14 protein-coding genes are annotated in these 13,245 nt (G+C 49.8%); 9 read left to right on the forward strand and 5 right to left on the reverse strand.

Features of this window, described 5'->3' with window-relative positions:
- Positions 1–14 precede the first annotated feature (14 nt).
- The 6 genes from LKE88_RS01865 to tyrS all read left to right on the forward strand — a co-directional run bounded on the left by LKE88_RS01865 (position 15) and on the right by tyrS (position 4,562).
- The gene (locus tag LKE88_RS01865) at positions 15–350 is read left to right on the forward strand and encodes a YlbF/YmcA family competence regulator (RefSeq protein WP_105325574.1); all 336 of its coding nucleotides are present in this window, start codon (positions 15–17) and stop codon (positions 348–350) included.
- A complete protein-coding gene (murB, locus tag LKE88_RS01870; protein WP_199614427.1) occupies positions 350–1,267 on the forward strand; it encodes a UDP-N-acetylmuramate dehydrogenase in 918 nt (305 codons plus the stop codon). The genes LKE88_RS01865 and murB overlap by 1 nt, the downstream gene beginning before the upstream one ends.
- A 34-nt stretch (positions 1,268–1,301) precedes the next feature.
- The gene (locus LKE88_RS01875; RefSeq protein WP_105325572.1) at positions 1,302–2,270 is read left to right on the forward strand and encodes a DMT family transporter; all 969 of its coding nucleotides are present in this window, start codon (positions 1,302–1,304) and stop codon (positions 2,268–2,270) included.
- Position 2,271: 1 nt separating this feature from the next.
- On the forward strand, positions 2,272–2,637 hold the full coding sequence (locus tag LKE88_RS01880) for a VOC family protein (protein WP_105325571.1): 366 nt from the start codon (positions 2,272–2,274) through the stop codon (positions 2,635–2,637).
- A gap of 209 nt (positions 2,638–2,846) precedes the next feature.
- Positions 2,847–3,293 (forward strand): large-conductance mechanosensitive channel protein MscL, encoded by a 447-nt coding sequence (mscL, locus tag LKE88_RS01885; RefSeq protein WP_105325570.1) that lies wholly within the window; start codon positions 2,847–2,849, stop codon positions 3,291–3,293.
- Between the two features lie 39 nt (positions 3,294–3,332).
- Positions 3,333–4,562 (forward strand): tyrosine--tRNA ligase, encoded by a 1,230-nt coding sequence (tyrS, locus tag LKE88_RS01890; RefSeq protein WP_160101771.1) that lies wholly within the window; start codon positions 3,333–3,335, stop codon positions 4,560–4,562.
- Between the two features lie 950 nt (positions 4,563–5,512).
- Here tyrS and LKE88_RS01895 read toward each other — a convergent pair.
- Positions 5,513–5,821: an MGMT family protein gene (locus tag LKE88_RS01895; protein ID WP_105325568.1), complete on the reverse strand. Its 309-nt coding sequence runs from the start codon at positions 5,819–5,821 to the stop codon at positions 5,513–5,515.
- Between the two features lie 126 nt (positions 5,822–5,947).
- On the opposite strand from LKE88_RS01895, the gene LKE88_RS01900 reads away from it, so the two are divergent.
- Positions 5,948–6,781, forward strand: a complete 834-nt coding sequence (locus LKE88_RS01900) for an SIR2 family NAD-dependent protein deacylase (RefSeq protein WP_105325567.1) — start codon at positions 5,948–5,950, stop codon at positions 6,779–6,781.
- A 63-nt stretch (positions 6,782–6,844) separates the two neighbouring features.
- On the opposite strand, the gene LKE88_RS01905 is transcribed toward LKE88_RS01900, so the two are convergent.
- Positions 6,845–7,315 carry an Rrf2 family transcriptional regulator gene (locus tag LKE88_RS01905; RefSeq protein WP_105325566.1) on the reverse strand — a complete coding sequence of 157 codons (471 nt, stop codon included), beginning with the start codon at positions 7,313–7,315 and terminating at the stop codon, positions 6,845–6,847.
- A gap of 398 nt (positions 7,316–7,713) precedes the next feature.
- Here LKE88_RS01905 and LKE88_RS01910 point away from each other — a divergent pair, with 398 nt between their 5' ends.
- Both LKE88_RS01910 and LKE88_RS01915 read left to right on the forward strand, forming a co-directional pair.
- Complete coding sequence (locus tag LKE88_RS01910) at positions 7,714–8,271, forward strand: HD domain-containing protein (RefSeq protein ID WP_105325565.1); 558 nt, start codon at positions 7,714–7,716, stop codon at positions 8,269–8,271.
- A gap of 68 nt (positions 8,272–8,339) precedes the next feature.
- Positions 8,340–9,194, forward strand: coding sequence for an aldo/keto reductase (locus LKE88_RS01915; RefSeq protein ID WP_105325564.1), 855 nt, complete (start codon positions 8,340–8,342; stop codon positions 9,192–9,194).
- Positions 9,195–10,282: 1,088 nt separating this feature from the next.
- Here LKE88_RS01915 and LKE88_RS01920 read toward each other — a convergent pair.
- From LKE88_RS01920 to LKE88_RS01930, 3 genes are all read right to left on the reverse strand, one after another.
- On the reverse strand, positions 10,283–11,026 hold the full coding sequence (locus LKE88_RS01920; RefSeq protein WP_105325563.1) for a DUF554 domain-containing protein: 744 nt from the start codon (positions 11,024–11,026) through the stop codon (positions 10,283–10,285).
- 238 nt (positions 11,027–11,264) lie between these two features.
- Positions 11,265–12,191: a DUF1848 domain-containing protein gene (locus LKE88_RS01925; RefSeq protein ID WP_105325562.1), complete on the reverse strand. Its 927-nt coding sequence runs from the start codon at positions 12,189–12,191 to the stop codon at positions 11,265–11,267.
- Positions 12,188–13,186, reverse strand: coding sequence for an AraC family transcriptional regulator (locus tag LKE88_RS01930; RefSeq protein WP_105325561.1), 999 nt, complete (start codon positions 13,184–13,186; stop codon positions 12,188–12,190). Before LKE88_RS01930 ends, LKE88_RS01925 begins: the two co-directional genes overlap by 4 nt.
- Positions 13,187–13,245: the final 59 nt, after the last annotated feature.

Genomic DNA, 13,245 nt, shown 5'->3' on the forward strand with positions numbered 1-13,245 from the left:
AGGAGGAAGACCCTATGAACGTATATGATGAAATGAATAACCTTTGCAAAGCCATCAAAGAATCCCACGAGTACAAAATGATGCAGGACGTGAAAGCCAAACTGAAGGGTGACAGCAGTGCCGAACCCTTGGTAAAAGACTTTCTGAAACAAAAATCTGAAATTGAACTGCTCCAATACCAAGGCAAAGAACCCCCAAAAGAACAAATCGAAAAGATGCAGAAGCTGTACGGCGTGTTGCAGCTCAATCCTGTAGCCAGCGAATACATCCAAAACTACATCCGTTTTCAAATGATGATTGGCGATTTGTCCAAAACTCTGGGCGACACCATTAAGGAAGCTGTTGAATAATGGGAATGCAGCCTTTCCTTTCCTACTTGGAAAGAAATTTTCCGGGGAAGTATCAATTGAATGCTCCTATGGCCCGGCACACCTCCTTTCGGGTGGGCGGACCGGCGGACGTACTCATTACCCCCGATACCATTGATGGCCTGCCGGAGCTGCTGAAGGCCATCCAGGCCGAAGCCCTGCCCCTGGTAGTGATGGGCAACGGGTCCAACCTGCTGGTGCGGGATAAAGGCATTCGCGGCGTGGTCATTAAATTGGGCAATAGCCTTCGGGAACTGTCCCGGGTGGATTCTTCCAACACCATCCGCTGCCAGGCAGGGGTTTCTTTAAGCACCCTGGCTGCCCGAGCTGCAGAATATGGTCTCAGCGGTTTGGAATTTGCCATTGGCATTCCCGGCTCTCTGGGCGGTGCTGTGGTGATGAACGCAGGTGCCTACGGCGGAGAAATCGGGGAGCTGGTGACTTCTGCCACCGTTATTGATGCGGCTGGTAATCTGAAGACCCTGTCCCACGAAGAATTGGCCTTCAGCTATCGTCATACGGCCCTCCAGGACAGCGGCGATATGCTGTTGGAAGCCGAATTGGCGCTGAAGCCGGGCAATACCCCGGAAATCTGCGCCGCCATGGATACTTTTACCCAGAAGCGCCTGACCAAGCAGCCTCTGAACTTCCCCAGTGCGGGAAGCACCTTCAAGCGTCCTCCGGGCCACTTTGCCGCCGCCCTGATTGATCAGGCCGGTCTCCGGGGCTACCGGGTAGGGGACGCACAAGTGTCTGAAAAACATACTGGATTTGTGATCAACTGTGGTCACGCTACCGCTTCCGAAATTTTGGAGCTGATGGCCCAGATCCGGGAGAAAGTGTTTGCGGTCAGCGGCGTATGGCTGGAGCCCGAAGTCCGCATTCTTGGAGAAGAATAATCCCAGCCAATACAAATAGAGGGGAATCTAACAAGTGAATAAGGGATATTTTTTCGTATTGGTAACGGCCGTATTGTTTGGAACCATGGAAACGGTTCTGAAATTCTATGCCGGAGTATTCCATCCTGTGCAGATCACCTTCTTACGCTTCCTGATTGGCGGCTTGGTGCTTTTGCCCATGGCCCTGAAGGCCCTGAAAAAACGCAATGTGACCCTGAATAAGCAGGATATGGGCTTTTTCTGCTTTACCGGCTTCTTGGGTGTTGTGGTCAGCATGATCCTCTACCAATTGGCCGTGGTCTATGGCAAAGCTTCCGTTGCCGGCGTTATTTTCAGCTGCAACCCGGTATTTGTGGTGCTGTTTGCCTACTTTCTGCTGGGAGAGCCCATTGACAAGCTTACCGTGTTGTCCCTGATTGCCAGTTTTGCCGGGATTGTCTGCATTGCTGATCCTACCAACCTGGCAGGCAACGAACTGAGCATTATCCTGATTCTGCTTTCTGCCGTATTTTTTGCTTTGTATGGTATTGCCGGCCGGAAAAAGAGCCAGCGGTTTGGCGGCATTGCCATGACCAGCTTCAGTTTCCTGTGCGGCAGCCTGGAAATGTTTGTGCTGATTTACCTGACGGAATTGCCCGCAGTGCGGGATTTGCTGCTGGATACCGGCCTGAAGGTCTTTACCCACATTCCCATTATTGCAGGCCTGACCTGGGCCCATATTCCGCCCCTGGCCTATATTGCCGTGATGGTAACCGGTGTAGGCTACGCCAGCTATTTCCTGGCCATGGAATATACCAACCCGGCTACGGCCTCCCTGGCCTTCTACATTAAACCCATTCTGACCTCTTTTATGGCCTGGCTGTTCATCGGTGAACCCATCACCCTGAATATGCAGGTGGGCATCGGTCTGATTCTGTTGGGCTCCTGCTTCTCCCTGGCTTCCAAGCGGAAACAAAGCCTGGCCGCTAAAAAGGCAGCGATGAATACGGAAAATGAGGTGTAACATGAACTTTAAATTTGTGCATAACAATCTGAATGTGCTGGATTTGCAAAAGAGCCTGGCCTTCTATAAGGAAGCCCTGGGCCTGGAAGAAGCCCGGCGGATTGAAGCCCCGGATTTCACCATCGTTTATCTGGGTGACCATACTACCAGCCACCTGCTGGAACTCACCTGGCTCAAAGACCGGAAAGAGCCCTATAATCTGGGAGATAACGAATTCCACCTGGCTTTTGAAACCGATGATTTTGCCGCTGCCCATGCCAAGCATGAGAAAATGGGGTGCATCTGCTTCGAAAACCCGGCTATGGGAATTTATTTTATTACGGACCCGGACAATTACTGGCTGGAAATCCTGCCGCCTAAGAAATAACCATAGGCAAACCTGACCTCCCCAGCCGGATTTGTCCGGCGGGGAGGCCTTTTACTAACCTGAGGAATTTATACATAGCCCTTTTACACTTTTTGGTTTTCCAGGCTTGAGAACGGAAAAAATGTATAGTATAATAACAGGTAAATAACAGATATTAATTTGTTATAACTCCGTGAATTGCCATGGAAAATTGAGAAAGAAGGGATACAATGGGAGAATTTTTAAAAGAGTTTAAAGCATTTGCATTAAGAGGCAACGTAGTTGACATGGCAGTCGGCGTTATCATCGGCGGCGCTTTCGGTAAGATTGTGGCTTCTGCCGTTTCTGATATCATTATGCCTCCTTTGGGTATGTTGATTGGCGGGGTGGATTTCAGCAATCTTTTTATTAATCTGTCCAGCAAGAAAGTGGACACCTTGGCCGAAGCAACTGCAGCCAAACTGCCGGTTATCGCCTATGGCAAATTCCTGACCAACGTCATCGACTTTGTCATTATGGCTTTCGTTATTTTCTGCCTGATCTCTGTACTGAACAAATTCAAGAAAGAAACACCCAAGGCACCCGAAACCCTGTGTCCTTTCTGCAAGATGCCAGTGGATCCCGCAGCAACCCGCTGCCCGCACTGCACCTCTGAAATCCCTCCTCAGGGAAAATAATTACCAAGCGCAATTGGCGCGAAACAATAAGGAGGAAGTTTGGTGAGCGTTTTAGACGTATTGAAGGAACGGGGATATCTGAAACAGATGTCCCATGAAGATGAAATCCGGGAACTGCTGGAAAAGGAAAAAATCACATTCTATATTGGTTTTGACCCCACCGCAGATAGCCTGCACGTAGGTCATTTTATTGCCTTGATGGTAATGGCACATATGCAGCGGGCTGGCCATCGTCCCATCGTCCTGTTGGGCGGCGGTACCGGAATGGTAGGGGACCCCAGCGGCAAGAACGAAATGCGTAAGATGCTGACCCCCGAATTCATTCAGCACAACATTGAATGTTTCAAAAAGCAAATTGCCCGGTTTATTGACCTGTCCGACGGTAAAGCCATTGTGGCCAATAATGCCGACTGGCTGCTGAAGTTAAACTACGTGGATATGCTGCGTTCCGTGGGCGTCCATTTCTCCGTAAACCGTATGCTGGCAGCTGACTGCTACAAGAACAGACTGGCCAGCGACACCGGACTGTCCTTCTTTGAAATGAACTACATGATTATGCAGGCCTATGACTTCTATACCCTGCACAAGAAATATAACTGTGTCATGGAACTGGGCGGCGACGACCAATGGTCCAACATGATTGCCGGCGTGGAACTGATCCGCCGGAAGGACCGTCAGCCGGCCTACTGCATGACCAACACCCTGCTGACCAACAGCCAGGGCCAGAAAATGGGTAAGACCGTAGGCGGCGCCGTATGGTTGGATCCGGAGAAATTCTCCCCCTACGATTTCTACCAATACTGGAGAAACATCGACGACGCCGATGTAGAGAAGTGCCTGAGCCTGCTTACCTTCCTGCCCATGGACGAAGTACGCCGCCTGAGCCACCTGGAAGGCTCCGCCATTAACGAAGCCAAAGTGGTCCTGGCCTACGAAGTGACCAAACTGGTCCACGGTGAAGAAGAAGCCAAGAAAGCCAAGAGTGCTGCAGAAGCCCTGTTCAGCAACGGCGGCAATATGGACAACGTACCCACCATCACCGTTACCGATGACCTCCTGGGCACCAAACTCCTGGACCTTTTGGCAGAACGCAAAGTCATCGCCACCAAGAGTGAAGGCCGCCGGCTGATGCAGCAAAACGGTCTGAGCATTGACGACGTGAAAATTACCGACGTAGAAACCCAGGTTACCCCTGAGCTCTTTGCCGGCAAAGACAGCGTCCTCCTGCGCAAAGGCAAGAAAAAATACTACAGACTCCAAAGAGAGTAGGAGCCAGTATATAAAAAGCGAAACGGGAAGTGCCTGGTGCACTTCCCGTTAAATTTATGCAAAAAAGCGGCTGCTGCATCTCTGCCTGTGGGGCCAAAGAACGCAGCAGGGGCGAAGCCTGGCACCCGGCCAGCGTTTGCAGCTTGGTCCGGCATTATACGGTAAACTATTTTGACCGCTTCCATTCACGTACTATACCTAAATGTGAATTTAACAAATGCTTGTTAAATTCACGACAAAAAGCAAAAATTAACCTTCAGCCATATACAACGTATAAAATATCCATTCTATAGAAGTTTTATATTAATTTACAAAATTTCCAGTAAATAATCTTGTAATTACAAAAATTCGATAACTTAAATTGCTGGTTTGTTCCCCAATTTGTCCATTTTCATCTACATATCGATTTGCAATGACCTGCCTAAGTTTTTCTCAAAACCAGTTAATTCACATATTTGACACATATTAAATCCTTTGCTTTTTCACTTCGAGAGCCCTAAAAACACACCATTTGTTAACCCGTATACGGAAAATGTATACATAACTTTACAACAAATTTTGCATTCTTCTGTTCCCCTTACGCCTTCTGAGAAGCTTTTGGCACCACAGTCAAGACTCTCAAGCTGACGATAATAAAACAAGGGAGTGTGAAAAACGGCTTGCGAACTTGTTTGAGTTCGCAAGCCGTTCTTAACGTTGTTTGTGTAGTAATATTCGAACCTCGGAACTTCCTCAGTCAGCACTATAGGCTGACAGCTCCTTGTTTCACTTTCTTCCTGTGTACTTCCAGATAGAGCAGGGGAGAGTACATTTCTCAGCTGCCAATTTTGCTATCCATTCAGCGCATAACAAACATAAAAACCCATGGAACTCTGAGCGGTACACAAAAACACCTTTCCACAGCCCCAAATTTGCGTTTAGAGCGTTGTTTCACAGAGTTATGTAAATTCCTATTCGTCCCAACGAAAACGCTTCATATCCACGCAGCCGTTGCTTTTGAACTCCACGCCTTCTGCTTCCAGCCGCGAGCGCTGCTCGGTAAAATGGGGAGCCGTGCGTCCTGCTGCATTGACCACCCGGTGGCAGGGATAATGGCCGTAGTACTCTGCCCGGGATAGCACTTTGCCTACCAGCCGGGCATTTTTCTCCCGGCCAATCAGGGCCGCTATCTGTCCATAGGTAGCCACCCGTCCCTCCGGAATTTCTGACACCACCGACAGGATTTCATAGATCAAAGCTTCGTCCAAAACCCGGGACATGGTATCCTTCCATCCCTTTAGATGATAAAATAGACCATACAGATTACGAACCTTTGAAAGGTCCAAATAGAAGTAACAGGTTAAAATTTTTTTATGTTTTTCCCAATTTGGAAAGAGGGTGAACCTATGGATAAACTGCAAAGGGCCGCCCAGGCCATCAAAAACGCCGACGGCGTATTGGTGGGCATCTCCAGCGGCTTTGCCGAAGCAGAAGGTCTGCACCTGTACGCTGCGGACAAAGAATTTCAGCACCATTTTGGCGATTTCCAGAAGAAGTATGGCATTGGGAACCTTTCCCAGGGTATGAACTATCCCTGGCCCAATGAGCAGGCCAAGTGGCAGTTCTGGTGCCGTTTGATTGACCTGTACTACAACCAGTACAGCCCCAGTACCCTGATGAAGGATCTGAAAGACCTGGTGGGCTACCAAGACCACTTTATTATGACCACCAATGGGGACGGACACCTGGAAAAAGCCGGCTTTTTCCCCAAGAATCTTGACGAAATAGAAGGGAACTGGCTGACCATGCAGTGCTCCCGGGCCTGTCATGAGGAATTATACCCCACGCCGCCCCTGGTGGACAAGCTGCTGGCCGCCAGTTCTCCGGATGGTACCCTGCCCCAGGAACTGCTGCCTCGGTGTCCCCGGTGCGGCGCTCCTATGCAGGTACATATGAATAGGGACGAATACTTTATTCCCAACACCAGCGGGTCCCTGGGCCTCAGCCGCTTTATCCACAATTTCAGCGGCACCCGGCTGGTCATCTTAGAGCTGGGTATCGGCTGGCAGGATCAGCTGCTGAAAGGTCCCCTGATGCAGCTGGCCCAAAACGAGGACAAAGCCGTTTACATAGCAATAAATCAGGGAGAAATCTTCCTGCCCCCTGCCTTGGCCGATAAGTCTATCGGTCTGGATGGCGCGCTGGGTGACATTTTGTCCCAGCTCTGTTTCGCCCTATAATTGCAGGTGGGGAAGAACTTCTCCCTGATTGGTACAGTTTATTTGGTTACGGTGGGGTCAGTCTCAGGAAATCATTTCCTTGGATTCAGAATTGGTAGCATACATACTGTAGCTGTCCAAAATATCCTGCAAGGAAATGTTTTTCATCTTGGCTTCAGCTGCGTTTTGCACTTCATCGTAAGCATCTTGGAGAGCCATCTGAATCTTGGTACCCACTTGGCATTCTGCATTGATGTCCTTGTTCAGGTGGAGCAGGGGCTTTTCGCCTTCCACTGCTTTGTAAATGTCATGCAGGGTAATGTCTTGGGGAGCACGGGTCAATCTGGGGTTGGCAACCCCTTGTTCACCCAGCAGCAGGCCGCCGTGTTTCAATTTCATCATCAATTGCCGTACGAAGGATGGGTTAGTGTGAATGCTTGCCGCAATGTCGCTGCTGGCAAGGCGCATACCCATGTTGCCAGGTAATTGTTCTCTGTGGATTACGATAAAGGCTAAAATGTGGATTGCATCACTTAGACGAGTAGAGTATTTCATGGTAAGAACCCTTCTTTCTTAGAACTTGTATTGATTCCAATTCCTTATGTGTATCTTAGCACCAATTTAACCTTTTGTGTAAATTTTATCTGAGATAATAACAAGTTTGGCATAGTAAAATCGCTGATACAAGCCCGGAGAAGGGGATTCAGTCATTAAACATATATTAATTTGTATGCAAAACTTGAAAGGTGCTAAAAGATTAGACACACCTAAATGTTAGTGCTAAGTTAACATAAAATGGTGAAATACAGAATATCTAGTGGTACTGCCCCCTAAGCTTGCACTAGAATATTCCCTGCGGTACAATAAAAAAGTGCATAGCACGCAGCGGCTATGGTAAAATTTTACCGGAAAGACCGTTGATTCAATAGAATTTGAATGAAGGTGGATTTTGCATGGATAGAAAATGGGTAAGAAATCTGAAAGACTGGCCCGCCATTGAGCCAGAATTTACGGTTTGGGAAAAATATATGTGGGATCATGTAGACTTTGCCCTGACCACCAGCGTTATACATACCAAAGAGCATGCCGAAAGGGTGCTTCTCTTTGCCCTGCTTATGGCCCACAAACTGGGCCTGGATAAAAAGGACCGGGAAGCCCTGTGCCATGCTGCTATTTTTCATGATACCCGGCGTCACGATGATTCCTACGACGTAGGCCACGGTGGACGGGCAGCAGTTCATTATAAAGAATTCTGCCAGGAACATCACCTGGACTACGACCCTAGGACAGCTCTCGTAATGGCCTATCATGACCATCCCGATGCAGAAGGCATTGCCCAGGCGAAAAAAAGCGGCCTGAAAAATGCCGTGCTGCTGTACCAAATTTTCAAAGATGCCGATGGCTTGGATCGGTACCGGCTGGCTCCCCACGGTTTGGATGTCAAGTACCTCCGGACCACCGTATCTCCCAGCTTGGTCCCCTTGGCCAAGCGCATGAATGGGCGGGTATGAAAATAAAGTATATATAGATTAAATTATATTACAAAAGTTTCAGTGTTATGCCAAGACAGGTGATTATAATGAAAACATGTACATTAAATAATGGCGTTGAAATGCCTCTGTTGGGCTTTGGCACTTATCAAACCGCTGGGGACGAATGTGCCCGTTCCGTAGAAACTGCTCTCCAGTGCGGCTATCGGCTCATCGATACCGCTACCCTTTACGAAAATGAAGACCAGGTGGGAGAGGCCATCCGCAAAAGCGGGGTGAATCGGCAGGAGATTTTCCTGGTGACCAAAATCAGTTTCAAAGACTACGAACACACCGTGGACTCCGTAGCTGCTTCCCTGAAGAAATTGGGCACCGATTACCTGGACCTGGTGCTGCTGCACTGGCCCTTTGCCAACTACTACAAAGCCTGGCAGGATCTGGAAAAACTGTATCAGGTTGGCGTAATCCGGGCCATTGGCGTTTCCAATTTTAACCCTGACCGACTGGTGGACCTGATTTCCTACAACAAGGTAGTCCCCGCCGTGAACCAGATTGAAACCCACCTGTACTGCCAGCGCCAGGAGCACCATAAATGGGAAGACCAGTACGGTGTAGCCCATATGGCCTACGCACCCCTGGGCCAGCAGCGGGCCAAGGAAATGTTCACCGAGCCTGCTGTTGCAGCCCTGGCCGCCAAATACCATAAAAGCCCCGCCCAGATTGCCCTCCGGTACCTGATCCAAAATGACGTCATTGTTATCCCCAAATCCACCCACGCAGAGCGCATCCGGGAGAACTTTGCCCTCTTTGACTTTGCCCTTACCCCGGAAGAAATGGAAAGCCTGAGAGCTCTGGACAAAAACCATCCCATGATCGGCACCCCCGATGACCCCAATAAAGTCCTGCATTCCTGTAAGACCTGGGTAGCACACTTCAGTGAATAACTGTAGAGTAGACTTTTCCATAGAAATGAAAAGCTGCTGTAGGCAAGGCAGAAACTGTAGTTGTTAATGGGAATTGATGACTTCCTACACTTTCTACGAAAGTGTAGAGGTGTTTTTAAGAATATATGGGCGGCCAAGCCGCCAAAAGAGTCACTCTGCAAACTGGAGTTAGTACTGCGAAAGGCACAAGTGCACCCTACACTTTCTGCGAAAGACAGCGAATAATTGGGCTGTGAGAATTTCTCTAGAAATGAACAGCTGCCGCAGGAGAGGCAAAAACTGTAGGTGTTAACGAAATTTGGGAACGTCCTACACTTTCTACGAAAGTGTAGGGGTGTTTTTGGGAATAGAAGGGCGGCCAAGCCGCCAAAAGAGTCACTCTGCAAACTGGAGTTAGTACTGCGAAAGGCACAAGTGCATCCTACACTTTCTGCGAAAGACAGCGAATAATTGGGCTGGGAGAATTTCTCTAGAAATGAAAAGCTGCTGTAGGCGGGGCAGAAACTGTAGGTGCTAATGAAATTTGAGGACGTCCTACACTTTCTGCGAAAATGTGCGGTGCTTTTTTAGAATATACGAACCCTTTGGGCGACTTGGCAGGTGCAGCGTGACTTGGCGATTGTGCTGGGAAAGTTTGTTTGCGGGGGTATGAAAAAAATGAAACTTCTATCGTCGCCTGCGGCGACACTTCCTACACGCTTTACGGTCGCATCCAAATGTCAATGCAGTTCCCCGAGGACATTTGGTATATGCGACCTATGTGATAGCCGTCCGTGAGCCGAACCCGCAGGGTGAAGGGGAACGGGGTACGGCGAACCACTCAGGAAGCATTCTATGCCTCTACTGGTCAAAGTGACAGAGAAGGGTAATGCTAGTCTTTACATACCGTGATTTCATCTCAAAACCCGTTTTGCACATGACCAGTATAGGCCTAAGACCGGCCCATCCAAGCGTGGAGGGGCTGTCAGTCCGCAGGACTGACTGAGGAAGTTTTGAGCCTTGGATACGGCCATAACAATCAAAAACGGCTTGCGAACTCTTTTGAGCTCGCAAGCCGTTTTTTTACAGTTCCGTTTTTTAATTCGTTTTTATTTCACGTATTGCAGCACCACACTGGTCCAAAAGGCCGAAATGGGCATTACCACTACCATTGCCGGAATCATATCCGCAATGGGGAACTGTTTTACGTTGATCATTCTAAAGCCTGTTGCCAGTAGCAGCACTCCGCCGCAGGCGGTAAAATCCCCAATCATGGTAGGTGTACAGTAGGGGAAAATGGCGTTGGCCATAAAGAACAGGCAAAGAAAAATCAAGCACTGGGGAATGGCGATAAAGCTGACGATAATTCCCAGTTCACAGGCAAACAGCATGGACGTGGGCAGGTCCATAATGGATTTGGCAATGAGAATGCTGTGGTCCCCGGTCATCCCGGATACCATGCTGCCGTAGATGCCCGTTCCGCTGGCACAAAACAGTACAATCATGGTAATCAGCATACTTTCATAATCGCTGCGGCTCAGGTCACTGTCGCTGTCCTGGGTCCGAGGTCCCGTAATTTTCGTAATCATCTTCTCCAGCTGCCGGGCTCCTGCCGTAATTTTTCCGTCCAGCCGGATATTCAGGCCAATAATGGTTCCGGCAATTACCGCCAGGATTACCACCGGCATATTCTGCATCTTCATCATGGAACCGATGCCCATGGTCATGGCACAGGCACCAAAAATCGTGGTCAGCTTTTCCTTGAACGTGTCGCTGAGCCGCTGGCCCGCCACATTGCCCAAAAGGCCCCCGATGACCACCGCCAGCGCATTGATAATAACTCCAATTGGCATAACAACATTTCCCCTCTACCGTAAAATATAGATAAATCAATGCCTGTTCCTGCCGCTTTTTTACGGATACCGACTTGAAAACAGACAATACTTAATTTTACCATATTTAAGTTTATTTATGAATACAAATTAGCATACAAATACAGCAGTTTAGATATTTTCAGAAAGCTTTCTGGCAAAAAGGCAGCCCCCCAGTGCAAATTCTCCACTGGGGGACTGCCTTTTCCAATTTCTTTGCTTAAAACAAACTGATTTCTGTATCCAGCCAGCTTTTCTGTTCCGCCTGGTGCACCCGGTCCCCTTCCTCCTTGTGACCAATCAGCAGGGCAGAGTAGGGGTCGTGCCGCTTCCAATTTCGCAGCACGCCTTCCCGGTCGTAATTGGCATAACAATAGATGCAGCAATGGGGGCAGGTGTTGTACGCCCCAATATCGGCACCCAAAAGACAATTGCACCCTTCCCGGGCCGGCTTGCCCTTGGGTACATTTAACCGGCAGCCCAGGGCTCGCTCCAGCACTGCCTGGGACAAACAGCCAGTGGTGTCCACATTGTCTCCAGCCAGGGCAGGGGACTCCAGACACAGGTACAGCTTCATTCCATTATCCTTGGCAATGGCCGCCAGGGCCCGGGTCAGCTCTTGCTGCTGGGCCGCAGGCACTGCCTGGACCTGGGGAAAGTTCCGCTTGGTCTTTTCATATAGGTCGATAAAACTGATTACCACCTGGTGGGTATACCCCTTGAAACGCTCTGCCATAAACTTGAACGCCTTCAGATGGAACTCTGGGGTGTAACGCCCCAAAAGGAAAATCGGATCATACCGCCAGCCAATGCAGTCCGGTCCTACCCGCTTGGACAATTCCCGGAAGCTCAGCATAATCTGCTTCTTGTCCGGCAGCCGAGGCTCTATTTCCCGGCCATAGGGAGTCAGCGTCACGTGCCAAAAGGTCTTGTACGCTTCTAGTTCCTTCCAGCGCTCAAACATGGGCCGAGGATTCTTGGTGCAGAACACAATACAGTCAATCAGCTCCGGCCGCAGTTCGTACCGGGTAATCTGGCTGGGATTGTAGGGATTTCGGGCCAGCACATAGCCTGCTTCCAGCCGGTTGTAGAACCAATTGCTGTAGAATGCTGGAATATCAGTCCGGCTGCCCGTATTGAGAATCATACCTCCTCCTTAGGGGCAGCTGCGGCAGGGGAGGGGGCTTTCTCGCCGGTTCCAGGTCCTTTGCCCGGATTTTCCTTGTGACCGGACACTGTTACCAGCTGCGCCTCCGGAGGATTTTTCCGGTATTGCAGGGGCGTGATGCCAAACTGCTTCTTGAATATATCAATATAGTAGCTGGTGGAACTGAAACCGCAGCCATAGGCAATATCGCTGATGGGTTCATCCGTATTCAGCAGTCGGGGAATGCTTTGTTCCAGCCGGAAATTGCGCAGGTAGGAGAAAATCGATTCTCCGGTGAAGCGCTTGAAAATCCGGCAGCACTCACTTTCCGTATAGGATGCATAATCCGACAGCTCCGCCAGTGTCACCTTTTCCCCGTAGTGGGCTGCCATGTAGCTGAGCATCTTCTGGATGGCCCCATTGGCGTGGGTGCGGCGCAGCCCATTCTGTCGTGCCGTCCGGTGTGCCAAAATCCCCGCCACCAGAACGTACAGCCGGGACAAAATCAGCAGCTCATAGGCTTCGGGCTTTTCCTCGCTGAGCTGATACACCTGCTCAATCTGGTCCAGCAGTTCCCGTTCCCAGGGCACCTGCCGCTGCAGCACCTGGTAAACCAGTGTGGGGTCGGCCAGCGCAGGCAGCAGGTATTTCTGCTCCATCACCGAGCCGGCAAAACCGCTGAGCAGCTGGGGCGCAATATCCAGGCAAATGTAGGAACTGTCCGGGTCCTTCACCGGCCGGGCCATGTGCAGATAGCCCGAGTTGATGAAAAGGCCTTCCCCCTTGCTCAGTACAAACCGTTCTTCATTGACAAAAAACAATACCTGACCCCGTACCACCAGACAGAACTGAAGTTCCTCGTTCCAGTGGAGAGGCGTGTAGCCAAGCACATTCTGGCTCAGCACCGAATAGTAGATGGCCAGGGGAAAATCCGGAGTACCCGGCCGCGTTATCTCCCGCTGCCCGGCATCCAAAGGGATATCATAAATCTGCATGGGATCACCTCCAAGGCATTGCAGACTGTATATTTTGATAATTTATGAACCATTGCGCA

Origin of the sequence: Acidaminococcus hominis (assembly GCF_022484025.1) — a bacterium.
In the GTDB taxonomy this organism is placed as follows: Bacteria; Bacillota; Negativicutes; order Acidaminococcales; family Acidaminococcaceae; genus Acidaminococcus; species Acidaminococcus hominis.